The sequence below is a fragment of the uncultured Thiodictyon sp. genome (genome assembly GCF_903828115.1).
In the GTDB taxonomy this organism is placed as follows: domain Bacteria; phylum Pseudomonadota; class Gammaproteobacteria; order Chromatiales; family Chromatiaceae; genus Thiodictyon.
In genome coordinates, this window is sequence record NZ_CAIKKU010000329.1 from 1 (window position 1) to 25,478 (window position 25,478).

18 protein-coding genes are annotated in these 25,478 nt (G+C 68.4%); 4 read left to right on the top strand and 14 right to left on the bottom strand.

Annotation, left to right across the window (positions count from 1 at the left end):
* Positions 1-115: 115 nt before the first annotated feature.
* The 8 genes from QZY48_RS12000 to QZY48_RS12035 all read right to left on the bottom strand — a co-directional run bounded on the left by QZY48_RS12000 (position 116) and on the right by QZY48_RS12035 (position 11,444).
* Positions 116-337, bottom strand: coding sequence for a hypothetical protein (locus QZY48_RS12000; RefSeq protein WP_295431089.1), 222 nt, complete (start codon positions 335-337; stop codon positions 116-118).
* A 144-nt stretch (positions 338-481) separates the two neighbouring features.
* Positions 482-727 carry a DUF433 domain-containing protein gene (locus QZY48_RS12005; protein WP_295431090.1) on the bottom strand — a complete coding sequence of 82 codons (246 nt, stop codon included), beginning with the start codon at positions 725-727 and terminating at the stop codon, positions 482-484.
* Between the two features lie 231 nt (positions 728-958).
* The gene (locus QZY48_RS12010; RefSeq protein WP_295431091.1) at positions 959-2,584 is read right to left on the bottom strand and encodes a linear amide C-N hydrolase; all 1,626 of its coding nucleotides are present in this window, start codon (positions 2,582-2,584) and stop codon (positions 959-961) included.
* Positions 2,585-2,729: 145 nt separating this feature from the next.
* The gene (locus QZY48_RS12015; protein ID WP_295431092.1) at positions 2,730-3,500 is read right to left on the bottom strand and encodes a hypothetical protein; all 771 of its coding nucleotides are present in this window, start codon (positions 3,498-3,500) and stop codon (positions 2,730-2,732) included.
* A 456-nt stretch (positions 3,501-3,956) separates the two neighbouring features.
* Positions 3,957-7,061 carry an efflux RND transporter permease subunit gene (locus tag QZY48_RS12020; protein ID WP_295431093.1) on the bottom strand — a complete coding sequence of 1,035 codons (3,105 nt, stop codon included), beginning with the start codon at positions 7,059-7,061 and terminating at the stop codon, positions 3,957-3,959.
* On the bottom strand, positions 7,058-8,329 hold the full coding sequence (locus QZY48_RS12025) for an efflux RND transporter periplasmic adaptor subunit (protein WP_295431094.1): 1,272 nt from the start codon (positions 8,327-8,329) through the stop codon (positions 7,058-7,060). The genes QZY48_RS12020 and QZY48_RS12025 overlap by 4 nt, the downstream gene beginning before the upstream one ends.
* A 324-nt stretch (positions 8,330-8,653) precedes the next feature.
* The gene (locus tag QZY48_RS12030) at positions 8,654-9,043 is read right to left on the bottom strand and encodes a hypothetical protein (RefSeq protein ID WP_295431095.1); all 390 of its coding nucleotides are present in this window, start codon (positions 9,041-9,043) and stop codon (positions 8,654-8,656) included.
* A 568-nt stretch (positions 9,044-9,611) separates the two neighbouring features.
* Positions 9,612-11,444 carry an SLC13 family permease gene (locus tag QZY48_RS12035; protein WP_295431096.1) on the bottom strand — a complete coding sequence of 611 codons (1,833 nt, stop codon included), beginning with the start codon at positions 11,442-11,444 and terminating at the stop codon, positions 9,612-9,614.
* Between the two features lie 674 nt (positions 11,445-12,118).
* Between QZY48_RS12035 and QZY48_RS12040 the strand changes: the two genes are divergently transcribed.
* Complete coding sequence (locus QZY48_RS12040) at positions 12,119-12,658, top strand: DUF2058 domain-containing protein (RefSeq protein WP_295431097.1); 540 nt, start codon at positions 12,119-12,121, stop codon at positions 12,656-12,658.
* Entirely contained in the window at positions 12,655-13,449 is a 795-nt protein-coding gene (locus QZY48_RS12045; RefSeq protein WP_295431098.1) for a TatD family hydrolase, read from the top strand. Before QZY48_RS12040 ends, QZY48_RS12045 begins: the two co-directional genes overlap by 4 nt.
* On the opposite strand, the gene QZY48_RS12050 is transcribed toward QZY48_RS12045, so the two are convergent.
* Positions 13,429-13,578: a hypothetical protein gene (locus tag QZY48_RS12050; RefSeq protein WP_295431099.1), complete on the bottom strand. Its 150-nt coding sequence runs from the start codon at positions 13,576-13,578 to the stop codon at positions 13,429-13,431. The two genes, QZY48_RS12045 and QZY48_RS12050, sit on opposite strands and share 21 nt — an antisense overlap.
* A 104-nt stretch (positions 13,579-13,682) precedes the next feature.
* Here QZY48_RS12050 and QZY48_RS12055 point away from each other — a divergent pair, with 104 nt between their 5' ends.
* Positions 13,683-15,728 (top strand): ABC transporter ATP-binding protein, encoded by a 2,046-nt coding sequence (locus tag QZY48_RS12055; RefSeq protein WP_295431100.1) that lies wholly within the window; start codon positions 13,683-13,685, stop codon positions 15,726-15,728.
* Positions 15,729-15,797: 69 nt separating this feature from the next.
* Here the strand turns inward: QZY48_RS12055 and QZY48_RS12060 are convergent, their stop codons facing one another.
* The 3 genes from QZY48_RS12060 to QZY48_RS12070 form a co-directional block, all read right to left on the bottom strand.
* Positions 15,798-17,024 (bottom strand): OmpA family protein, encoded by a 1,227-nt coding sequence (locus tag QZY48_RS12060; RefSeq protein WP_295431101.1) that lies wholly within the window; start codon positions 17,022-17,024, stop codon positions 15,798-15,800.
* A 64-nt stretch (positions 17,025-17,088) separates the two neighbouring features.
* Positions 17,089-18,789 (bottom strand): serine/threonine-protein kinase, encoded by a 1,701-nt coding sequence (locus tag QZY48_RS12065; protein WP_295431102.1) that lies wholly within the window; start codon positions 18,787-18,789, stop codon positions 17,089-17,091.
* Positions 18,790-19,211: 422 nt separating this feature from the next.
* The gene (locus tag QZY48_RS12070; protein WP_295431103.1) at positions 19,212-20,372 is read right to left on the bottom strand and encodes a hypothetical protein; all 1,161 of its coding nucleotides are present in this window, start codon (positions 20,370-20,372) and stop codon (positions 19,212-19,214) included.
* Between the two features lie 36 nt (positions 20,373-20,408).
* Between QZY48_RS12070 and QZY48_RS12075 the strand changes: the two genes are divergently transcribed.
* Positions 20,409-23,159, top strand: a complete 2,751-nt coding sequence (locus QZY48_RS12075) for a hypothetical protein (RefSeq protein WP_295431104.1) — start codon at positions 20,409-20,411, stop codon at positions 23,157-23,159.
* A gap of 608 nt (positions 23,160-23,767) precedes the next feature.
* Here the strand turns inward: QZY48_RS12075 and QZY48_RS12080 are convergent.
* Both QZY48_RS12080 and QZY48_RS12085 read right to left on the bottom strand, forming a co-directional pair.
* Positions 23,768-24,130, bottom strand: coding sequence for a type II toxin-antitoxin system Phd/YefM family antitoxin (locus QZY48_RS12080; protein ID WP_295431105.1), 363 nt, complete (start codon positions 24,128-24,130; stop codon positions 23,768-23,770).
* Between the two features lie 312 nt (positions 24,131-24,442).
* On the bottom strand, positions 24,443-25,465 hold the full coding sequence (locus tag QZY48_RS12085) for an integron integrase (RefSeq protein ID WP_295431106.1): 1,023 nt from the start codon (positions 25,463-25,465) through the stop codon (positions 24,443-24,445).
* Between the last annotated feature and the right edge of the window lie 13 nt (positions 25,466-25,478).

Here is a 25,478-nt window from a genome sequence, read left to right on the forward strand (position 1 = left end):
CCCGTAGGGTCCGCTGTGCGGACCGCGGCAACCTACGGGATCGCGGATTTTTCGGGGCACGGCGCAATACTTGCGTAGCCTCTCGGCGGGGGAACGCTTTTTGATTGTCCCATCCCTAGGCCAATTCGCCCTGAGGCCAACGCCGCAGGGGCTCACCCTGCCACGCGCCCGCCGTGCGCTCAAACAATCCATCCGACCAGCCCGCGGTGATTGTAGCGTCCTGCGCATCGCCCTCATCAAGCGCAAGAAAAACGACCTCGACGCGCCGTGAGCGCAGGTCCTCCGGACACTCGATGGTCGGCGGCATACTGTCATAGATTTGTCTTAAGGCTTTCATCCTCTTATCGACCTCCCATGAATAGGACACGTTTAGCATTCGCGAGGCGCACCCCAACGGACTGAGCACATCAGCCCGATAAGAACTCAAAAACCGCAGCGGTGACAACATTCATAACGTTCCCTCCGGCTGGAGTCCAAGGCTTCAGCCTTGGCGCTCCTCCAAGGCTGAAGCCTTGGACTCCAGAACGGCGAACAACCTGGCGCGTGCGCACTCCAGTACCGCTACGGCCGTCTCGCGACTGACCGATGGAAAGTCATCAAGAAAATCCGCCAGAGAAGACTGACCTTCAAGGTAGTCGAAGAGGTTCTGCACCGGAACTCGCGTACCGGTGAAACACAGGGCTCCGCTCATGATCTCAGGATCACGGTTGATCAGGGCCGGCTTCATTGCAACCTCCAACGCTTGCGCAAACTCAAGATCAGGCTCTGCATGGCGCCCCCTCATCGTCACTGTGAGCGGATGGTAACCCACCGCGGCAGGGCGATGGACGCCCCGGGCGCGCCGGCAAAGGCCCTGCCCGAGGGCCGGCCCCACGCCCGGCGGACCGATCCTATCGAACGCGCCCGGCCGGGCGGCAGAGCGACACCAGACAGCAACGACTGACGCGTCCCCGGCGCTTCACCAGAAGACTCCGACCGCGGAGGGGTCCAGGTACCCCAGTTCCTCCTCGATCACATAGACTTCCTGGACATTGCCTCCGAGCAGCATGTCCGCGGGGGAGGTGCCGTAGCCGGCGTAGACCCGCCAGCCCGTGCGCTTACGGTCACGGTAGTCGAAGTTGGCGAAGACGCCATCGAAGGTCCGGTTTGCCAGGGCCCCGCTGGCGGCCGGGAGCAGCGAGCCGCGCGGGACCTGCTTCCAACCGTACTTGGCGCCGGTCCAGTTCCAATAGCGCTTCTCCAAGTCCACGGCATAGATGTAATAGTTGCCGCTCTTTCCCAGATCGGCGGCGGCGACCGAGACCGCGACCGAGATGTTGGCAGGCCAGGGAAGGGGACGCTGCGGGTAGATGACCCGCGGTGCCGTGAGCTTGGCCGAGACATCGACCCCCTGGGTATAGCGGGAGGACTTGGAGGGCAGGACATCGACCGGGATCGAGGGGCCGACCACGCCGCCGGCGATCCCGGTGAAGTCGACCTTGGCGAATTCGATCCGCTGCAGGGTCTGATAATGGAGCCCCTTGAAATAGATCACCCGGTTGGTGTGGTCGCGCACCAGGGTGACGCCGGTCTCCTGGTACACGCCGAACACGGGCTCCCCCGGCACCAGGGGATCGTTGTCGACGCCGTGGCCCAAGTCCACGTTGTTGATCGCGTGCAGGGCCTGGGGGACGGCCCCGACCTGGTTGTACGGGTCGACTTCGCCACCATTGACGACCTCATCCAGGAACTGGCGGATCTTCGCCAGGCGGACGAAACGGCTGGGTGAGTCGAAGCCCCCGGGGGTACCGGCCAGGGCCCCGTCGCCGGCACCCTCGGCGGAATCCTTGTTGCGGATACCCGAATAGCGGGCGAGATTCGTGAGCTGGTCGGGATAGACGGGGTCGTTGGCGAGGACGCCGACAGAGTCCACCTGCGACCCAATATGGAGATGCATGGTGGGCTTGCCGCTGCCGGCCGTGGGATACCATTCGGCGATCAGCGAGTGACCGAAGCGATCGTGCACCACCAGGTGCATGGGCAGCTTGAAGAGGGGCTCCCAACCGCTGGTGCCGGCGGTTCCAAAGATCGAACCCTTGTTCGCATCGAGCGCAACCGCGACATCCTCCACCTTCGCGAATTGCCCCAGGACCCAGGCCACCAGGTCCAGATAGTGCAGATCGTCCGCCTGAGCGGCCCGATTGTCCCCCGTGCGATCGACGAACTGCCCGACCTCCAGCCAGAGCAAGGCGGCCGAGAGACCCTCCTCGTTCATCCCGTCATTGTAGATGCGCTGGTGATTGATAAAGGTTCCTTCCTGCACCCGGAAATCCATGCCGATGAAACCGTACTGGTTGGTCCACTGACGGCCCGGAACTCCGGAGAAGTCGAAGGAGCGCCAGGTGACGCCCCGGGTGACCCGGGACAGTTGGCTCTGCCAGTAGTCCATGCCCGGAAAATCCATGGTCCGGGCCGAGACGACCTGGTTGTTCAAGGTCTTGGCAGAGTCCAGGATGACATCGGAACAGGCGTTGACCGGCAGGGCGGCCACCGCGAGGCCGGCGCCAAACAGCGGCGCCGCGAGGAGTGATACAAGGCGTTGCATGTGCGTGTGTCTCCGTTCGTTGGCGGACAGATACCGTCGCCGCTTGCGCGGGCCGCGCGGCCGAGGGTCACTCGCCGCACGCGGCCCGCGGCGGGCCGGACCGGCTGCCCGCGGGACCGGTCCCGGGTCGATCGTCTTAGGGGGATCAGAGGCCGCGACGGCGCAGCCGCGCCCGCGCCGGTACCCGCGCCAATCCGGACACCAGGCCGGCCGCGATGAGCGCCCAGACCGGGGGCTCGGGCGCCTCGGCGATACCCCAGGTGTCCAGGCCGCTGTTGAGGGTATCCTCCCCGTGTGCTGCCAGGGTGATGCTGAAGACGCCGGACGCTGTCAACTCCCGCGTGCCGATGTCCGGGTCCGCGTAGGCGCCGAGGCTGATGGATTGCGAGCCACCCGTGCCCGGATCGACGAGCCCCAGCAGGTCATCGATGACCCAACTCACATCGACCCGCGCCTGGATGCCGAGCGGATCGGCAGCCGCCGTGAGTACGGCGTCGATTGCGTAGTAGAAACTGAAGGTTACCGAATTGTTGGTATCGTTGCTCAGGAAGATCAACCCGTTGGTCAGCATCCGCGCATCGGCATAGCCGTCGCCGGCCCAGCCGTCGACCGAGTGCCCCTGGCGCAGAGGTTCGCCAAAGGGCATCTCGATGGGCTCCGCGGCGGGATCGGGGTTGAGCACCGATTCCGCACTGACGGTAGCGCCGCGGCCAAAGCTGAAGGCGCGCACATCGCCGACGGCCGTCGAGTACAAGACGCTGACCCCGCTCGGCAGCGTCTGCCCGCCGCCAACGCCGGTGAGGGTCAGATTCGTCAATGCGGTGCCGCCGAACTGGGCGAAGGCGTGGACTGGCCCCGGGAGCAGGGCGACGCCGAGCAGGAGGGCGGCGAGCCCGGTGGAAACTGATCTAGGCATGTCTCGTGGCCTCCGAACCTGGCGTAGGTCTCGGCTTGGTGAATTTAGAGTCAATCTAAGCAGGGCAGCGCGCGGCCTGTTGTGACGAGACGCTACTAACGCGCCGACAACCGCGATGGGACTGACGCAGCCGCGCGGAACGCGCACCACGGCGCATGTCGCTCCAGGCGGCCGTGACCCTGGCCCGTGCCGGATTGTGACACAAAGATGGGGCGCAATCCTTGATGCGGATCAGCAAACTCAGCCGCGGGCGCCCGGCTTCGCAGGCGATCCTGGGAGCGGGAGCGAGAAGGCCGGTGCGCCATCCGAGCGCCGGACCGACCAGGCTTGAGTCCCGCCTTGCGAACCAAGGCTGATCGCCTTGGACCTTGGCTTGCTGGGCTGCGCGAATACCGGATAAGGTTCAGCGCGGGGGACGCGGGGGGGCCGCACCGGGGCTGCGGCCCCCCGCGGGGGCTAGCGCGGACCGTCCGTGGCGAGGCTGGGATGGGCGTGCGGGTCGGCACCAGGTCGCGCCCGCAGATCGGCCCCCCGCAGCGACTCCCAGGTCACATAGAGCGTCGGCACAAAGATCAGCGTGAGCAGTGAACCGACCAGCAACCCGCCCATGATGGCGAAGGCCATGGGCCCCCAGAACACCGTCGGGGCAATGGGGATGAGTCCGAGCACGGTGGACATGGCCGTCAGCATGATCGGCCGGAAACGCGAACTGCTGGCCTCGACCACGGCGTCCCAGATGGGCATGCCGGCGGCCCGATCCTGCTCGATCTGGGTGATCAGGATCACCGAGTTCTTGGCGATCATGCCGACCAGGGCCAGGACGCCCAGGATGGCGACAAAGCCCAATGGCTTATTCGCCAGGAGCAGTGCCCCGACCACGCCGATCAAGCCCAGGGGCACCACGCTGATGACCATGATCAGGAGCGGGAAGCTGCGCAGTTGGAACATCAGGACGGTGAGCATGATAAGCAGCATCAGCGGGACCACCGCCATCACCGACGCCTGGGACTGGGCACTCTCCTCCACCGTGCCGCCCAATTCGATCGTATAGCCCACCGGCAGCCCGGCGGTCAGTTCCGCGATCTTGGGGGCCAGTGCCTCGACCACCGTATCGGGCAGCACGCCCTGGCCCACGTCGGCCTGCACGGTGAGGGTCGGGACCCGGTCGCGCCGCCAGATGAGCGGGAAGTCCTGGCCGAACTCAAAGGTGGCGATCTGATTGAGCGGGATGCTGCGCCCATCGGGCAGCGCGACCGGCAGCGTCTGGAGGCTGGCGAACGAGAGGCGCTGGCCCTCCTGCTCGCGCATCACCACATCGATCAGGAAGATGTCGTCGCGCACCTGGGTGACGGTGGTGCCGGAGATGTTGGTATTGAGCACCGCGGCGATGGCCTGTGAACTCAGGCCCACCCGCCGCGCCTGGTCCTGGTCGATGCGGATATAGAGCTGCCGGGCCGGCTCCATCCAGTCGAAGTTGACATCGCGGGTGGCGGGCTCGGCGGCGACGATCCCGGCCAGTTTGAGCGCAATCTCGCGCAGTTGCACCGGGTCCGGACCGATCACCCGGTATTGGACGGGCCAGCCCACCGGCGGTCCCAATTCCAGCGGCGCGACCCGCCCGACCGCGGCCGGGAACTCCTCTTTCAGCACCGTCTCAAGCTTGGTCTGCAGCCGCTCACGCGCGGCCACGTCCTTGGCGACGATGACCACCTGGGCAAAGAAGGGCTGCGCCAGTTGCACATCGAGCGGCAGATAGAAGCGCACCGCCCCCTGGCCCACATAGGTGCTCCAGTGGTCGACGTCCGCATCCTTGCCCAGGATGGCGTCCAGCCGCTCGGCCGCGCGCTGGGAGGCGTGGATGGAGGCGTTCTGCGGCAGGGTCAGATTCACCAGCAGATCGGGCCGGTCCGAACTCGGGAAGAACTGCCGGGGCACCAGTCGCATCCCGTAAATAGAAACGGCGAAGAGCGCAATGGTCACGAGGATGGTCAGCCAGCGCACCCGCATGGCCCCATTCAGGAAGGCGCGATAGCCGCGCATGACTGGACCGGGCGCGGCCGGCTCGGCGCCGCCCTTGGGCGGGACCAGCAGGGCCATGCCCATGAGGGGTGCGAAGACGACCGCGACCACCCAGGAAACCAGGAGCGCGATGGCGACCACCGCGAAGATGGAGAAGGTGTATTCGCCCGCCGTGCTCTGGGCGAAGCCGATGGGGACGAAGCCGGCGATGGTGACCAGGGTACCGGCCAGCATGGCGAAGGCAAGGGTCCGATAGGCGAAGGTCGCGGCGGTGAACTTGTCCTCGCCCAGTGCGAGGCGCCGGGTCATGGCGTCCACCGTGGTCAGGGCGTCGTCCACCAGCAGCGCCAGCGCGATGATCAGGGCGCCTAATGAGATCCGGTGCAGATCGATATGCACCAGGCCCATGATGGCGAACACGAGCGCCAGGGTCAGCGGGATGGACAGGGCCACCACGGTCCCGGCGCGCACCCCCAGGCTCAGGAAGCTCACCGCCAGGATGATGCCGATCGCCTGCCACAGCGAGGTGGTGAAGTCGTTGATCGCCTCGTCGACCGTGACCGGCTGGTCGGCCACCCGCGTCACCTCGATGCCGATCGGCAGGTTGCCGACAATGCCCCGCATCGCCTTGGCGATGTTCGTCCCGAGCGCCAGGATGTCCCCGCCCTCGCGCATCACGACGGCGAGCCCCAGCGCGGGCTGGCCATCGACCCGGAACATGGGCTGGGGCGGGTCGGCATAGCCGCGGCGCACCGAGGCGATGTCGCCCAGGCGCAGCATCCGGTCCCCGATGGCGAAATTGACGGCCAGCAGGTCCGCCTCGGAGCGGAAGGCCCCGGAGACCCGCAGCGACATGGCCTCGTCCCCGGTCTGGATGACCCCGGTGGGGCGGACCACATTCTGGGCCTGGAGCGCGGCCGTCAACGCGGCGGGGTCGAAGCCCATGCCGGCGAGCTTGGCCATGTCGAATTCGACGAAGATCCGCTCGTCCTGGGCGCCGAGCACATCGACCTTGGCGACGTCCTGCACCCGCAGCAGTTGCGAGCGCACGTCCTCCACATAGTCGCGCAGTTCCCGATGGCTGAAGCCGTCCGCGGTGAAGCCGTAGATGATGCCGAAGGTGTCGCCGAACTCGTCGTTGAAGCCGGGGCCGATGATCCCGGGCGGCAGGGTGTGGCGCATATCGGCCACCTTCTTGCGCACCTGATACCAGGTGTCCGGGACCTCAGAGGGCGAGGTGCTGCCCTTGAGATCCACGAAGATGGTCGTGGTCCCGGCATTGGTGAAGCTGCGCAGGTGGTCGAGGTTCGGGACCTCCTGCAGGGTTCGCTCCAGGCGCTCGGTGACCTGGTCGAGCGTGTCCTCCAGCGTCGCCCCCGGCCAGGAGGCGCGCACCACCATGGTCCTGAAGGTGAAGGCCGGGTCCTCCGCACGACCCAGGCTGAAGAAGGCCCCTACCCCCGCGGCGACCGCCACGATCATCACAAAGACCATCAGGGAGCGGTTGCTGATGGCCCAGCCGGACAGATTGAAGCCGCTCATGGTCTGGCCCCGGCCCGTGCCGCCGGCCTGGTCGCGGCCGGCGGCGCCGGCGCAGGCTCGGGCGCCGGTTGGACCTCGGCCTTGATCTCGACGGGAACCTCGGGCAAGGGCTTGTCCTGGGCCGCCGGCGCTATCAGACCCCCCTGCCCCAGCAGCCGCACCTCCTGCCCGGGCCGCAGCGTCTGGACCCCGGCGGTGACGACCAGTTCGCCGACATCCAGTCCCTGGGCGACCAGCACCCGGTCCAGCTCGTAGCGCGCCACGTCGATGTTGCGCAGCGCCACCCGGTTGTCCGCGGGATTCAAGACCCACACGGCCGGCTGGCCCTGGGAGGCGGTGAGTGCCGCGGCCGGGATGGCGATGCCGCTGCTGCCGCGCAGATGGACCGAGCCGGTCACGGTGGAGCCGAGCCGCATGGCGTCCGGCGGGCTCGCCAGGCCCACCCGGACGCGGAAGGTGCGGGTCACCGGGTCCGCCTGGGGCGAGACCTCGCGCACCCGGCCGGTCGCCTGGACCCTGGGGTCGGAACTCAAGACCACCGCCACCGGGTCGTCCGCGGCGGCCGTGTCCTTGACCCGCGCCGGCACGTCGAACACCGCGTCACGTCCGCCCTGGCGCGCGAGCTGCACGACCATGCGCCCGGCCGCGACCACCTCCCCGGGCTCGGCCCCGCGAGCGGTGACGGTCCCCGGGCCGTCCGCCACCAGGCTGGTGTAGGACAGGTTGTTCTCGGCCGTCGCGACCTGGGCCCTGACCGCGTCGACCTGCGCCTGGGCCGCCGTGCGCGCCTCCACCGCCCGGTCGAACTGGACCCGCGGGACGAAGCCCCGGGGCATCAGCGGCTCGTAGCGCGCCACCGTGTTGCGCGCCTCCGTCAGGCGCGCCATGGCGCTCGCCAGGTTGGCGCGGGCGGCATCGAGCGCGTTGCGCGCATCGGCCGCATCGAGCCGCGCGACCACTTGGCCGGCGCGCACCCGATCGCCGACATTCACCGAGCGCTCGATCAGTTGCCCGCTGACCCGGAAGGCCAGATTGGCCTCGTTCTGGGCCTGGATGTTGCCGGTGAGGGTGACGGTCTCGCCCCCGGGGAGTTCCTCCACCGTGACCACGCGCACCGGGCGGATCGGCTCGGGGACCGCCTGCGACTCCTCCTGCGGCCGACAGGCACAGAGCAGGACCGCAAGGGCCAGGACGCCGGGCACGGACACCCGGACCCGCGATGTCGCGCGCACCAGGGCGGCGCGTCTGGAGAGGACTGATGGTTCCAAGAGAACACCTCCGACGCTTTATCTGCGCGCCGATGCTGAGCCGAAAGGGGGCATTTTATCAGCGATTGCGAACTGGGCCCCGCCCGGTGTTCGCTCCGCGTTGCCGTAAGGGTCGCGCAGCGACGCTGTGGGAGCGGCTTCAGCCGCGACGAGCGCGCAAACCGCCCTGCCCTAGTCGCGGCTAACGGTCATGGCACCCGCGCCACCCCGGAACATGAAAGTCCTCTCGACCGCTAGCTCGATGGCCAGCGTGCGGGGCGGTGTAGTCAGGGCTTCCAGCCCTGACTGTTCCAGCCCCGCCACCGTCAGGCCAGGATGGCCTGACTACGCACTTTCATGGTAAAGCCGCTCCCACGGGGTTGCGCCGCTACCGGGCGGCGCCGCCCCGCGGAGCAAGGCTGCCCGCAGTCCCGTGGTTTCGCCATGGGCGGCATGGGCCTCCCAACCCAAATAACAGTCCCAGATCGCGCCGGCGACGACCTCCCCGCGGACCCAGGCGCGCGTCGCGCGCGCCAGGCGGCGCGCGAACAGGACCCCATTGCGCCGCTTGAGCCGCCGCGCCCCGGGCACGAGCCGAAAGCCGAGAAAGGGGATCCCGGCCGCCACCGGGGTGTATTCGCCGTCGAGCACCCCGACACCGCCGTCCAGGATGGCGTCACAGAGCCCCAGGGTGTCCGGGCAGGCCAGCTTGCGCGCCAGGATCTCGCGCAGCACGGCGTTCTGCCGGGGGTGAAGTCCCCGGCTGGGATCGTCACCCAGGCGAATTCCTTCTCCAGGTCGAGCGGGAAGGACCGGGGGCCGGCTCCCGGAGCCTCGGGGCGACAAAGCGACGGATCGCAGCGGCAGTCAGCGGGCTCATAGGCTTCATCGGTCATCAAGCGGAGCGCCCGGTTCGGATCGGGACCGACACCTCGGCCGCGGCATCAGCTTTACCGTGAGGTCGCGCAGCGACGCTGTGGGAGCGGCTTCAGCCGCGACGGGCCGCGTGGGAAACGCGGCATCGGAGTTCGCCGCGGCGCCGCATCCCGGCCCTAGGCCGCTCCCGCCAGGACCTTCCATGTTCCGGACGGCCAACCCCTCATGACCGTTAGCCGCGACGGCGGTACTGCCCGTGGCCGCGCAGCCCCAGGTCGGGGGCGCGGCGCAGTGCACCAGTCCGGCCCGGCCTGGGAGCGCGGCACCCCAGTGCGGCACGGTCTCGCAGATAGCCCCGGCGGTGCGCGTTGACCAGAGGCCGCGCCGCACTGGGGTGCGGCGCTCCCAGTCGCCGTTGCGGCGCCACTCAATAGAGCGGCAATAACCAGGGCACCAACAGGACGCTCACGACCATGACGATCAGGGTCAAAGGCAACCCGATGCGGATGAAATCGGCAAAGCTGTAATTGCCGGCGGTGGCCACCAGGGTATTGACCGGTGAGATGGGGGTCATGAAGGCGCAGGAGGCGGCCAGGGCGATGATCATGGCGAAGGGATAGGGCGAGGCGTTCAGCGCGTCCGCCATCGCCAACCCGATGGGAATCAACAGCACAGCATTGGCGGTATTGACGATGAAGAGCCCGAGCACCACCGTGAGCGCAAAGAGCAGGGCCAGGATGGCATAGGGACCGGCGTCCCCGGCCAGGCCGACCAGGGCCTGGGCCGCCAGGTCCACGCCCCCGGTGCGGTCCAGTGCCAGGGCGAAGGGCAACATGCCCACGATCATGATCAGGCCCTTCCATTGAATCGCCCGATAGGCCTGGTCGAGGTCGATACAGCGAAAGAGCCCCATGAGCAGCCCGCCGATCAGGGCCGCCTGGACATTCGGGACCAGGCCGGTTGCCATCAGGATGATCACCACCCCGAGCGTGAAGAGCGCGTAGGGGGCCTTGCGCGCCGCCGGCAGCACCTCGTCGAACTCCTTGGGGAGATTCAGGACCACCAGGTCCTGACCATTGCCGCGCAGGCCCCGGATCACCTTCCAGGGGCCGGCGAGCAACAGCGTATCGCCGACCTTGAGCTGGGTTTCGCGCACACCATGGGGGGCGATGGCCTGCCGGCCCCGGCGCAGCCCCACCAATGACAGTTCCGATTGCGCCAGCAACTCGGCCTCTGCGACCGTCTTGCCGATGAAGGCCGCCCCGTCAGGGAGCATGACCTCGACCAGGCCGACCTCTTGAGATTGGTCCGCGAAATAGAACCCGGTCCGCGGCAGCAGTTCGACGGCATAGCGTTCACAGAGGTCCGGCACGTCGGTGACCTCGGTATCGACATCGAGCAGCAGTACATCGCCCGCCTGGAGGCGGGTTTCGGGGGTGCGGGACAGCAGCCGCCTTGCCCGCCCGCGGCCCCGCTCGATCAGGATGATCCGCGCACCGATCTTGCTCCGCAGGTCCTGCACGCCGAGTGCCTTATCCAGGAGCGGTGAATAGGGCTTGACCCGCACCCGGTATTCCCGCTCGGCGAGTTGATAGCGCTCCACCCAGTGCCGCAGGCTGGGGCGGCGCGTCACCTGAACCCCGGCGTCGGCGCTCGCCGTCAGCCAGCGCCGGGCGCCGAGCATATACAGGACACCAAGCAGGAGGATAGGCAGCCCGAAGGGGGTAAAGGAGAAGAAATTGAAGCCCGCGCCCCCGCCGCGCGTCAGTTCATAGTTGATGACCAGATTGGACGAAGTGGCGACCAGGGTCATGGTGCCGCTGATCAGGGCGGCATAGGCCATCGGCATCATGAGCTGACTCGGGGCGATGCCGGTCCGACTGCTGATCCGCAACACCACCGGGATGAAGATGGCGACCACCCCGGTGGAACTCATGACCGAGCCCAGTATGCCGACCGCCACCATCAGCAGCGTCAGCAGCAGCCAGGCGCGGGTGCCGCCCCAGACAATGAGCCGATCGCCCACACGCCGGGCCACCCCGGTCCGCGCCAGGGCCTCGCCGACCACAAACATGGCGCCGATCAGCACGATGTTGGGGTTACTGAACCCCGCGATCGCCTCGTTCATGGTGATCACGCCGGTGAACGGCAGCGCCACGATCATGATGAGTGCCACCGCGTCCACCCGCGGCCGGTTGAGCGCGAACATCAGGATCGCGGCGCCCAGCAGGAGCAGGACGCGCAGCAGGTCTGGATTCATGTGGCCTCCGGGGGGCGGGCTGGGCGTGACTGCGGGGCCTCGATCGTCGGTCCGGCCACCGGAGGTCGAGGCATTACCGTGAAAGTGCGTAGTCAGGCCATCCTGGCCTGACGGTGTCGGGGCTGGAACAGTCAGGGCTGGAAGCCCTGACTACGCCGCCCCGCACGCTGGCCATCGAGCTAGCGGTCGAGAGGACTTTCATGTTCCGGGGTGGCGCGCGTGCCATGACCGTTAGCCGGTCGACATCGCGTATCAGCAACCCTGGTCCGGCTAACGGCCATGGCAGGGACATCAGCCACCCCGGACGATTAAAGTCCTTTTGTGGGAACGGCTTGCAGCCGCGATCCGAGGCCGCGGGTGGCGTGCGACTCGTCGGTCTGAGGCGAAGCCTCGCTAAGGTTCGGCCCGGTTCCTTGGGGACCGATCAGGGTTGAACCCCGGGGGCAGCCGGTACCGGTTTCCCCGGGGCCACCAGGGGGCCGCTGCCGACGCTGACCGACGGCTGATTAGCGGGGATTCTACCAGGACGCGCGATCCAGCCCAATTGCGCATTGCCGCCGGGCGCGCCGTCCGCGGGCCCGGCGGGAGCGTGCCGCGCTTGCGTCGGCGCCCCCGCTATCGGATGCTCTACGCCCTCGGGGCCGCGCCGGCCCATCATGAAAGGTGGTGGCATCGTGGGTAACTCGCTTCAAGAGCAATTGTTGAAGGCCGGTCTGGTCAGCGAGCACCGGCTCAAGGAGACCCGCACGGACAAGCGCAAGACCGTCAAGCAGCCCGGCGGCCGGGCCGCCGCGGCCGATGACCCGGCGCGCCGGGCCGCCGCCGAGGCGCAGGCGGAAAAGGCGCGCAAGGACCGGGAACTCAACCTGCGACAGCAGGAAGAGGCGCAGCAGCGTGCCCGGGAAAACGACATCCGCCAGTTGATCCATGCCCACCGCGTGGTCCGCGAGGGCGGCGACCTGGCCTACAACTTCACCGACGGCACCACGCTCAAGCGGCTCTATGTCAACCGGGACCAGCACGCCCGCCTGGTGGACGGGCGCCTGGCCCTGGTGCGGCAGGACACCTTCTATGAGCTGGTGCCGACGGCGATCGCGCTGCGCCTGCGCGAGCGCGACGCGGGCCTGGTGCTGGTGCACAACCAGTCGACCGCCAAGCCCGCCGCGGACGACCCTTACGCCGCCTTCCAGGTCCCGGACGACCTGATGTGGTGATCGACACCCACTGTCACCTGGACCGCCCCGAGTTCGACCCCGACCGGGCCGCGGTACTCGCGCGCACCCGTGCGGCCGGGGTGGTGCAGTTGGTGATCCCGGCCATCCACCGCACGGGTTGGCCGGGGCTGCTGGCGCTGTGTGAGACGGACGCGGACCTGCACCCGGCCCTGGGCCTGCACCCGGTCTATCTGGACCAGCACCGCGACGGCGACCTCCCGGCCCTGGAGCGGGCCATCGCGGACAAGCGCCCGCCGGCGATCGGTGAGATCGGACTCGACTACTTTGTCCGGGACCTGGACCGGGACCGCCAACAGGCCCTGTTCGAGGCCCAACTCGCGATCGCCCGGTCCGCCGACCTGCCGGTGCTGCTGCACGTACGCAAGGCCCACGAGCAGGTGTTGGCGGCGCTCAAGCGCTGCCCGGTTCGCGGCGGCATCGCCCACGCCTTCAGCGGCGGGATGGCAGAGGCACGCCGCTATCTGGACCTGGGCTTTGCGCTCGGCTTCGGCGGTATGCTGACCTTCGAGCGCTCCACCAAGCTGCGCGCCCTGGCCGCCGCCCTGCCGCTGGACGCCATTGTCCTTGAAACCGACGCCCCGGACCTGACCGTGGCCGCGCATCGCGGTGAGCGCAACAGCCCCGAATACCTGCCTGACGTCCTCGCCGCGCTGGCACAGGTGCGCGGCGAGCCGCCGGACTGGCTGGCCGCCAAGACCACCCTCAACGCGCACGCCGTCCTTGGGCTGCCCGTGCCGCGACCCGACGCCTTATCTGAGAAAAACAGATAAGTAACGAGTCAAGAACAAGTTAAACGCAAACACAATCGTTGTCGTTGTCGTTGTCGTTGTCGTTGTCGTTGTCGTTGTCGTTGTCGTTGTCGAGGTTATCGTAGTGCCCTGGATTCTCTCCCACCCCAAATTGCATCGCTTCTACGATTACGACAACGACAACGACCACGACCACGACCACGACTGCGGACAATCATCTTCCCGCTCCAACCAAGCCCCGAGACCGGCACGACATGACTGACATCCTCCTCGAAGTCGCCGACCTCACGACCGAGATCGGCACCGGCCCCCACCCGGCGCGCGTGGTCGAGGGCCTGGCCCTGCGCCTGCACCGGGGCGAGACCTTCGCCCTGCTCGGTGAGTCCGGTTGCGGCAAGTCCATGACCGCCCTGTCGCTGATGCGCCTGCTGCCGCCCGGCGGGCGCATCGCCGCGGGCCGGGTCGACCTCGCCGGCACCGACCTGCTGCGTCTGACCGAGGCGCAGATGCGCGGCTGGCGCGGCGGGCGCATGGCCATGATCTTCCAGGAGCCCCAGACCTCCCTGAACCCGGTGCTGCGCATCGGCGAGCAGATCGGCGAGGCGGTGCGCGTCCACGAGGGCCGGCCGCGGCGGCTGGTGGAGGACCGGGTGCTGGAACTCCTGGACGCCGTCGGCATCCCGGACCCGGCGCGGCGCCTGGGCGAGTACCCGCACCAACTCTCCGGCGGGATGAAGCAGCGGGTCATGATCGCCATGGCCCTGGCCGGGGACCCCGATCTACTGATCGCCGACGAACCCACCACGGCGCTCGACGTCACCATCCAGGCCCAGGTCCTGCGTTTGCTCAAAGAGCTGCAGCGCACCACCGACATGGCCGTGCTGCTCATCACCCATGACCTGGGGGTAGTGGCCGAGACCGCCGACCGGCTGGCCGTGATGTACGCCGGCCAGATCGTCGAGACCGCCACCGTCGCCGAGTTCTTCGCCGCCCCCGCCCACCCCTACAGCCGACGGCTGATGGCGAGCCTGCCGGGGGCCGACAAGCGCCAAGGCCGACTCGCCGTCATCCCCGGGCGGGTGCCGCCGCTGGATCAGCCCTTCGTCGGGTGTCGCTTCGCCCCGCGCTGCGCCGAGGTGCTGCCCGAGTGCCTTACCGAGGCACCGGGTTGGACGGCCCTCGCCGCGGGGCGCGGCGTGCGCTGCCACAGGAGCGCGGGCGTCCCGCCCGCGCCTGCCGCGACCGCGCCGGTCCCAGCACACTCGCAGGCATCAGCACCGGCGGCGACCACCGGCGACCTCCTGAAGGTCCAGGACCTGGCCGTCCACTTCCCCATCCAGCGCGGCCTTTTCCGCCGCGTGGTCGGCCAGGTACGGGCGGTGGACGGCGTCTCGCTCAACCTCCAGGCCGGCCGCACCCTGGCCCTGGTGGGCGAGTCCGGCTGCGGCAAGACCACGGCCGGCAAGGGCATCCTCCAGCTCATCGCCCCCACCGGCGGGTCCGTGCGCTACCGGGGGCGGGAACTGCGCGGCCTGGGCCACCGGCGGATGCGGCCCTACCGCAAGGACCTGCAGATCATCTTCCAGGACCCCTTCGCCTCCATGAACCCGCGGATGCTGGTCGGCGACCTCATCGGCGAGGGCCTGCAGGCCCTGCGGATCGAGCGCACCCGCGCCGGGCGCGGCAAGCGCGTGGCGGACCTGCTGGACCTGGTCGGCATGAGCCCGGAGGCCGCGGAGCGTTACCCCCACGAGTTCTCCGGCGGCCAGCGCCAGCGCCTGTGCATCGCCCGCGCGCTCGCGGTCGAGCCCAAGCTCATCGTCTGCGACGAACCCACCAGCGCGCTCGATGTCTCGGTCCAGGCCCAGATCCTCAATCTGCTGAAAGACCTCCAGGACCGTCTCGGCCTCGCCTATCTCTTCATCACCCACAACATCTCGGTGGTCGCCTACCTGGCCCACGAGGTCGCGGTCATGTACCTGGGCAGGGTGGTCGAGCAGGGACCGGTCGCCGCCGTCCTGGATGACCCCCGACACCCCTACACCAAGGCGCTCCTGTCCGCCGTGCCGGTGGTCGACCCGGCCAGCCGCCGCCAGATCATCCGGCTGGAGGGTGACATGCCCTCCCCGTCCAACCCGCCCGCCGGCTGCTACTTCCACCCGCGCTGCCCGGAGGCCATGGAGGCGTGCGCTCGGGACTATCCGGGGGAGACCAGGTTGGGGGATGGGCGGACCGTGCATTGTCTGCGGTTGGAGGAGCAGGCGCACGGGTGCTTGCCCGACAGCGGCTACCACGCATGACCCGCGCCGCCGCTGCGTCTGCCGTGGGCAGCGGGGTTGTTCCCAACCCCGCCGCGGCCGATGCAGCCGCTACTTGGCCGCCTTACAGTCGATCACCTTGAACTCGACCCGGCGATCCAGTGCGTCACGCGCATCATCGGTGCCGATTCCGACCAGCGTCTCGCGCGAACCCATGCCGCTGGCGATCGTGCGGTTGCTCAGGGTCGGCGCATCGCCCTCCAGGCGTTGCTTGATCTGTTGCGCCCGCAGCAGCGACAGCCGTTCGTTGATCGGTTCGGGTCCGGTGCGGCTCGTGTGTCCCACCACCTCCAGGCAACCCTGGTGTTGGGCGGTCTGCCGTGCGATCTGGCCCAGCCAGAGCGGGTACTGACCCGCGACCTGCCGATCGCCCATGAGGTCGGTCGAACCGGGCCTGAACAGGAATTTGACCCCCAGACGCTTATTGGCGAGACCGAAGTCGACGATCTGCCCAAAGGCTTGGGCCGCCGCGTCGCGCCGGCCCAGCTTCCAGTTGGTGAGATAAAGACCGTTGAAGACCCGCAACTGGTCGCCCCCCGCGCTCTTGCGGGCGTTCTTGTATAACTCCAGCGATTGCTGATAGCGGCCCGCGTCATAGGCCGTGATCGCTTCGTTGATCAGGCTTGCGGCCATGATACGGTCCCAGTAGAGCGGATTGATGGGGTCGCCGGGCTTGGTGCCTTGACAGGTCTTGATATACCCCAGGGTGGCCGGGTCCGGGGTCCAGGTCGGGCTGTCATTGAAAAAGCGGGTGGGGCTGATATCCACCCCGCCCGGTTGCGCGAACTCCTTTGCCTTGGCAAGGATCTTTCCGGACTTGATATCGAGCAGCGCCAGGCAGATGCGGAAGTTCTCGCGGACCCCGGCGGTCTGTCCCTGCGGGTTGACGGGGGTGAAGGTCCCGATGAAGACCAACGGCGACTTCGCAAGATTGGCGGCCGTAAAGGGCTGCACATCAAATTGCGGATACTTGGCCTTGACCAGTGTGACGATGCGTTCTTCCATCGATTGCGTGGCAGCCGACTGGACCCCCGTGCTGCCATCGATCAGGGGGTCGATCACCAACACTTGTTTGGCCGCTGCCGGCGGGGCCGTAGAGAACAGGCCGTTGGCGGCCTTGAGCACGGCGTCGTCATAAGGAATTGCCGACACCGGGGTCGCCGGGGCGGCCGCCGGCGAGCCGCCGGGAGGTGCCGCACACCCCGCGATGGAGGCGATCAGCCCTAACAGGATCAGCGGGTGTAACCGCCGGGCTTGAGTCGTTCTTGGCACGAACATGGGCGTATGCTCCGACTGGTGGTGGATGAGAACAGGCGCTGCTGCAACCTCACATTGGTTTAGATCATCGGCACTCCTTAAGCAGTGCCCGGTCCGCGGCCGACACGGGCTCCCCAAGCTGCAACTTGGACAGCACATCGCCGCACCGGGCAGGTCTCGATCCGCCGCCGCGGCGGGGCTGACCGGCAGTTCTTGGGGTCGCCGCGACGGCCTTTGGTGCCTGCTTCACCACCGACCTGGGTTTGGCCGCAAGCGGCGGTTTGCCGACCGTCGAGCGCTGCACCGGGGCGGGTTTGATGACAGGCGGGGCGGTCGGCGCCGGCTGTTTGGCCACGGGCCCGAGCGGCGCCACAGCGGCGGGCCTTACTGGAACCTGGGCGGGCGGCGGGTCCTGCGTCGTCGGCTGCGCGGCCGGTGCGGGTTGAGCGGAAACGGGGGCTGCCGGTTGCTCGCTGCGGACGCTCTCGTGCTCGGGACCTGGCGTCGGCACGGCTGGTTGCGGCTCAATCACCGGCGGCTGAGCGAACTGCGGTGAGCCCAGCGGTGGCGGCGCCGGCCGGTCGTCGCTGCGCGGCTTGGCGTCAGCAGGCGGCGGCGCGGGCCCGGCAGCAGGTGCAACCGCTGCGTTCGGCCGCTGTTGAGGCGGCACCATCGGCGGCGGGAGTGACGGTTGCGCTGCCTGACCGGTCTGCTGCTCGCCCGTCAGGGCCTCACTTGGCGATCCTGGCTCGGTGGTTCGCCCCACTGGCCGATCCACTGCCTGGTAGACCAGCCAACCGGCGGTCGCGGCGAGTCCAACTGCCGCCAACAACAGCACCGTTGGATAGGGCCTGCGCCGGACCCTGGCGGTCTTGCGACCGGGCGTCGGCAGGTTTGGCTGGACCTGCCGCTGATGCGGCCAGCGGCGCAGCAACTCAGCGGCATCCGCCGGACGCTTGGCCGGGTCAGGCTGCAGCATGGCCCGCAGTTGGGGCTGCAACGCGGCCGGGACCTGCGCCAAGTCAGGTACCTCCCGGCGGGCCAGGACCGCGGTGCCCAAGGAATCTCCCATCGACAGCGGGGTGCCCGCCGCCGCCGCCAGCACCAGCCCCAGACTGTAGATATCCGAGACCGGGCTGACCTTGCCGCCGAACAGGCCAAGCTGTTCGGGCGCGGCGTAACGCAACTTACCGGCGAACGCGGTGCCGATAATGGTGGTCGCCATCGTGTCGGCCAGTTTGGCGATGCCGAAATCGATCAGTTTGGCCTGCTCGACCTGGCCCTGTGGCAGGATCACGTTATCCGGCGCCAGGTCGCGATGGGTGACCCCGCGGGCGTGCGCGACCGCCAGGCCGCCGGCAAGCCGGTCGCGCAGCCGATACACTTCGTCGACCGAGAGTGAGCGTTCAGTCAGTACCTGCGCCAGGGATGGGCCGTCGACGAACTCCATGACCAGGTAGCAGGTCCTGTTCTCGTCCCGGAAAAAGCCCTCATACCCGACCACCGCGTCGTGGCGGATACCGCTCAGCGTCGCCGCTTCACGCCGGAAAAGTTCCAGCACGTCGGCGGCCGCCTGTGTGCCGGTCAATTCCGGCTTGATGATCTTGATCGCGTGCCGGGTCCCCAATTCGAGATGACGGACCAGATAAACCGCCCCCATGCCGCCCGCCGCCAGCAGCCGCTCAACTTCGTAGGTGTGCAGCAGCAGGGTACGACTGGGGAGTGCGCAATGACCGCCGACCCAGTTTCCCGGCTGGATCAGGGTGTCTTCATCCGTCTGGGCCATCAAATTTACATCAACTATATCATTTGGTTAGGTTTTCATTTAGGGTTTGTCTGACTTTTTCTCTCGGGTATTTTAGCCAGAGTATAGTTGAGCCCTTCCAACTGTCACAACTTTCTGTTCAGGTCCCGTGTGTGGGCCTGCCGAGGCGGATAGACGCCAGGGCGCACGGGGCAACAGTTCCAGCAAGAGGTGTTGCCCGTGTTCCCTTCCGCGATCCAGCCCCCCCAGCAAGGTCCCCGAGCAACTGACAAGCCTGACGCCGTCCGCCCAGCCGGCATCCAGCCATTGGGGGTCGGCCAGTCGGGACCTGATTGAGGAACGGCAGGCATTGCGGTACGGATGGAGGGTGCGCTACTATCCTGACTAATTTACTCTGGTTTAGGGCCGGTTCCGCGTCGGACAACCCGACGCACGCGGCGGCGTCACGCCGTCGATCCCAACAGACACTCGATCGCGGCCAGTGTCGCCGGCAGGCCGAACGGACGCTGAATCTGCCGTGCCAGGGCGTAGGCCGGGGCACCGAGGGTCAGCGCGTCGCGCACCGCGGCGGCCAGGTCCGCGGGTTCTACCGGCTCGGCCAGACTGATTCCGATCTTGAGCCCGACCAGCCGGCGGGCGGTCAATTGGCTCTCCAGCCCGGCGGGCATGGCGATGACCGGTCGCCCCAGGGCCAGGGCCTCGTTGGCCGTATTGAGTCCGCCGTGGTGGATGAGGACGCTCGCGGCGGCCAGGGTCCGCGGGAACGGGGCCGGGGTGGTGCGCAGCGGCAGGCCGCGCGCCCGCCAGGCGGCGACGGCGTCCGGGGGCAGTCCGTGGACGTAGGCGCTGCCTGGTATCCCGGTGGCGACCAGTGCCCCCAGGAGTTCCGGCAGGCGCGGGGCGGCGGTGCGCAGGTAGGCGTACCAGCGCGGCGTGCGCGGCGGGGCTTGTGGAGCAGGGGGCCGCGTCAGAGGCCCATGCGCCGGATACGCCCGATAGACATGGAAGGGGTCCAGGTCCGGCAGGGCGACCACGATGTCGGCCTCGCCGGTCACCAGCCCGGCGAGGCTGGGGGGCGGGGCGCGCCCCGCCCCCCTCAGCCAGGTCGCGGCATGGGCGTACAGACGGGCCTCCGGGTAGCGCTCCGGGCGCTGCGGGAACAGCACCGGCAGTGCGCCCCCGACGATGGGCGGGACCGACCAGCCGGTGCCCAGGCGCAGGGTCGGCACGCGCTGCCGGCAGGCGATGCGCAGGAGTGGCGCGAACTCGCACACCGCCAGGTCCGGCGCCAGTTCGTCCAGGAGGAGGCTCCAGCGGGTCAGGAGATCCGCCGTCACCGCGGCATCCCCCAGGCCGTGCCAGGCCAGGATGTCGGCAAGTCCGCGCAGTTGCGCACCAGGGGGACCGCGCAGCCGGGCGATGGTTTCTACCGAGGCGGTCGGGGCCGTCACGACCCGCACCCCGAGGCCCGCCGCGAGCGGGGGCAGGCGCCGCGGGGCGCCCAGCGCCAGGGTCACTGCATGGCCCGCCCGGCGCAGGGGCCCGATCAGGGCGCGCAGATGGTTGATATGGCCCAGACCATCGCCGTATTCGTTCGCCAACAAGACATGGGCCACAAGACAACCTCGGGGGAACACCGGATGATTCAGCCAATCGACCACCGCTGCGATGGTACTCGGGAAGGTCGCGCGATCCGAGGCGCTCTGGCCCGGTGCCCGAGGACCAGCGTCAGCATCGCCGCGCTGGCCTTGGCCCTGACCGGGCCGGTGCAGGCGGTCACGTGTGGGTTCGGACAGGAATACTTCTACCACCAGACCCCCGGCAACTGCCCCAACGAACCACCCTACGGCCCGTGCGAGCCCATCATCGAAGAGGGCTGTCGGAACCTGGACCTCGACGGGCCACTGCGGCTCAATCGCATTGAGGAGCAACGCACGGGGCCGGTGGAGCGGCCGGACGACCAGTTCCATTATTTCCATACCACACCTCAGTTGCTGGGTCCCACGGCCTCGCCCAACAGTGCGCCCTTGTTGAGCGGAAGCCAGGTTGAATGGGACCGCACCACGCTCATCCGGCCGCAGATGACCCTGGTGTTCGGTGACGGATTGATCCCTCGCGCGGTCATAGATCAAGCACTGACCGTGGAGAGCGGCGGCATCGCCGTGCCCAAGGTCGCCGGTTTCGAGGTCCTGGATGCCCAGGTGATCGTGGCCCGCGGCGACGCCATCGAGACCGGGGACCTGCTGGTGCAGCGCCAGACGGAACTGCCACCCGCCTCGGGGGCGCAAAACGGCAAGCTGAGCCTGTTCGACACCCCCCTGAAAACGGACGTCCTGCGCGTCGGCGAGACCGCCCGCGGCGAGATCGCCGTGCGCCGCGGCGCCAGCCTGGAACTGTTGACCGAGTCGCCCTTCAACATCATCGGCGGGCGGGCCGGCAGCAACGGCCTGGTCAAGGTGGACATGGGCGGGACCTTTGCGGTCGCCGAGCGCGTCGGCCTGGTCCTGGGCGCCGACGCCGGTCGGGCCGGGGCCAGCACGGACGGGGAGGCCCTGGCGGCGGCCCGCGGGGAGATCGCGGTCAGCGGTGCCGGGTCAGGCTTCAACGGCCGGGGGGAGATCGTCGCCGGGGCCCTCGGGCAGGGGTTCGTCACCGTCACCGAGGGCGCGACCTTCGTCGCCCCGGACCTGGTCCTTGGCGCCTTCTCGGAGACCACGTCCGGCAGCGCCGGGGTCCAAACCCGCTTCGGGACCGGCACCCTCACCCTGGACGGGGCCGGGACCAGGGCGGACATCGGCGGGCTCCTGGCCGGCGGCGCGAACCCGGAGCAGCTCGACGACGTGACCACCCTGAGCAACCGCCTGGTGGTGGGCCGGGCCGGCATCGGTCAGGCGCAATTGAGCAACGGGGCCGTACTCGATACCTTCCGGCTGATCGTCGGACAGGAGGACGGCGGCACCGGGTCCGTGGCGGTCGGTACCGGCGCGACCCTGGACGCCGGCCTGGTGGGCATCGGCGTGGCCGGGACCGGCACCGTCCAGATCGCGGCCGGCGGCACCCTCAAGGCCCAGGGCGGCGGGATCGGCTGGGACGACGACGGCCAGGGTACCCTGAGCATCGGCGGGACCGGTGCCCGGTTCGAGATGGGCGGCGATGGCGCCTTCATGGTCGGGCATCGCGGTCAGGGACTGCTGGAGGTCGCCGCGGGGGGCCTGGTCCGCCTCTCCAGCGATGCCGGGATCCTGGGCGTCGGCGGCATCGATACCCTCCCCGGGCTGGGCGGCCAGGGGACCGTCCGGGTGCGCAGCGGCGGGCGCATCGAGGGCGGTGAGAACAGCGCCATCATCTTCGGGGGCAACGCCACCGCCACGGCGACCGGCCACCTTCAGGTGGATTCGGGGGCCGCCCTGAACCTGGGTCTGCTGCGTGTGGGTGCCTATGGCGGGAGCGGGACCCAGGCGACGGTGGATATCAGGGGCAGCGCCGACTTTTCCTTTCAGGGGACATCGGCAGACGCGGACGCCCTCGGCGCCATGGTCGCGCAGGCGGTGGAGGTCGGCGCCCGCGGTCAGGTGCGGGTGCTCGAGGGCGGTCATCTGAGTGCCCCGGGGCTGAGCATCGGCGCCGCGCTGGCCGACGGCCAGCCGCTGGTGGAGGTCACCGGGGCCGGCTCCCGCATGGACATCGCCAACAACATCGCCGTCGGCATTCAGGGGCGCGGCAAGCTGCGCGTCTCCGGGGAGGGTGCCGCCGTCACCGCCAAGGGGGTCTATGTCGGCAACGTCATCGGCCTGCTCGACCCGGACGCGATTGTCACACCCTTGGCCGGGGTGCTGGAGGTCAGCGCCACCGGGCGCCTGACCACCACCCAGGGCGTCTTCATCGGGGCCGGCGGCCAGTTCTTCGGCAGCGGCGGCTCGGTGGTCGGCCCACGCTTCCAGGTCATGGCCGGGGGCGCACTGCGGCCGGGCCTCAGTCCCGGGCACTTGACCATCGAGGGCGACCTGTTCCTGGACGCCGGGGGCCTGCTTGAGATCGAGATCGGCGGTGCCAACCCGGGGGTTGGTTTCGACCTGCTCAGCGTCACCGGCGACGTCCACTTAGGCGGCACCCTGCTCCTGGCCTTCATCGACGGATTCCTGCCCAAGGTCGGCGACCGGTTCGACTTTCTCGACCTGGGCGGCGGGCTTTTCGGTGACTTCGACGAGGTCCTGATCTCCGGCGCCCCGGGTTTCGACTTCGACCAGGCGTCCCTGCGCCTGGGGATTCTGGCCGTCACCGAGGCCGCGGTCCCCGCCCCGTCGACCCTGGCCCTGCTGCTCCTGGGCGCGCTTGGCCGGTATTGGCGACCCGGCGCGGGCCCTGCCGACCATCCCGATCAGTACAGATAGCGCCCCGTCGCAGTCATCAGGTCCTCGCGCTGCGGCAGGTCGGGGGGGCGAATGACGTCCGAATGGCGATCCGGCGTCCGGCCGGTCAGCCGGTTGGCGGAACCTCCTGCGGAGTTCCGCCCTACGCGGGCTATCCGGGGGAGACCAGGGTGGGGGAGGGGCGGGTGGTGCATTGCCTGCGGCTGGAGGGCTAGTACCCAGTTCCGCTTAATCTTGCGGTTGTTCTGAGCCCCGAAGGGGCATGACATACCAGCCCAGGGCAACGCCCTGGGTATGCTTTGTAATGCAGCCTAGCCCTGAAAGGGCGTGACATAAGGAGCAGCGCCGTTATGTCACGCCCTTTCAGGGCTCGGCTGATCAATGCGGTCCTGTCCCAGGGCGTTGCTCTGGGCTGGCATTTCCGACCCCGTTGGGGTCGAAATGCAGCGGACGATGGAACGCGGTACGAGTGCCTGCAGGCGCAATTGCTCGGACCATTTGGCGTAGGGTGCGCCGTGCGCACCTTACGATGGCAAATTGCGGGTCATAGCGATGGAAGGCTCGGCTTACGGATGCCATGGGTTCCGCGCGCGCCATCTCGGACCAGACGTTGGTGTCGAGGAGGTATCTCATTGGTCCCAAGCGAAATCCCGGCCGGTCTCCTTGGAACGTAAGCTCGCGATCTCTTGATCGGTCAGCGGCTCGCACCCCTGCGCCTGCAGGCGTTTGCGCCAGCCGGCAAGAAATTCCAGATACCCGGTTTGCTTTGGCTCTCCCGCGGTGAGGCGACTGAAATCCCGCTCTGACAGGATCACGGCCACACGCTTACCACGACGAGTGATATGCACCGGCTCACCGGCCTCGGCCCGCTGCACCAGGCTCGGCAGTCGCGCCTTCGCGTCAACCATCGATGTATCGGACACTTGATAGCTCCTCTGGGCTGTTGTCATCGGCTCGATCGCGCCGAGCCCGCGTCCGTTGGGGTGAGTCATGCGAGCCCCAACGCGGCTTCGTGACCATGGTGGCGTTCGATGGCATGGCATCGAGAATGTCGAGCAACCGTTCCCAATCCAGTCTCACAGCCGCAACGCCTCCTTCAACACTATTTCCCCTAATCTGCGGGAAACCGTTGTCTGTCCCCCTATTTCCCCGTCCCCTATTTCCCCCCGGGTCCGTGATGCGCAATTCCCGATACCTGTCGTGAACGTCGCGCAGCGACGCCGTGGGAGCGGCTTCAGCCGCAACGGGCCACTCAGACCGCGCGGCGTCGCAGGTGGCCGCAACGTCGCATCGCCACTGCAAGCCTAAGCCGCCGCCCGCACCCCCACCCCGCCCCCGAGCAACGCATCCACCGGGCTCTGCACCGCCGACCCGCCGCGCTGTAGGACATGGGTGTAGATCTGAGTCGTCGTCACGTCCCGGTGCCCCATCAACTCCTGTACCGTGCGAATGTCATACCCCGCCTCCAGCAGATGGGTCGCAAAGCAATGACGCAGCGTATGCGGCGTCGCCCGCTTCATAATCCCCGCGCGCTGCACCGCGGTACGCATCGCCTTCTGGAGCCCCGTCGGGTCGATATGATGGCGCTTGATCCGACCGGTGATCGGATCGCGCGAGCGATCAAACGAAGCAAAGACATACCACCACTTGATCTCGAACGGCGCCCGCGGATACTTGCGCACCAGCGACTCCGGCATCGAGACCTCCCCAAACCCCGCCGCCAGGTCGCCCGCCAGCAACCGCTCCGACGCCCGGATCTGCTCCTGCAACCCCGGGATCAGGGCCGACGGCAGCGGCAGAAAGCGGTCCTTGCCCCCCTTGCCCTGATGAACCGTGATCTGCCGATACCCGAAGTCGATGTCCTGGATGCGCAACTGCACACACTCCATGAGCCGCAGCCCGGTCCCATACATCAGGCTCGCCATCAACCAGTCCCGCCCCTGCATCTGCTGCAACACCAGCGCGACCTCCTGTCGGGTCATCACCACCGGCACCCGCTCCGGGCGCTTCGCCCGCGTCACCCCGTCCAGCCAGCCCAACTGCACGCCCAGTACCTGCTTGTAGAGGAACAACAAACCGCACAGCGCCTGATTCTGCGTCGAGGCCGAAACCCCGCGCTGGGTCGCCAGACTCGACAGAAAGGCCTCCACCTCCGCCTCCCCCATCTCGCGCGGATGCCGCTTGCCGTGAAACCAGATATAGCGCTTGATCCAGCCCACATAGGCCTCCTCGGTCCGCGGGCTGTAGTGCAGCTTACGGAGCTTGTCCCGGACCTGATCCAGCAGGCGCATGGGCTTGGGGGCGTTCGCGGTTTCGGGGGGCGACATGGGGATCTCCTGA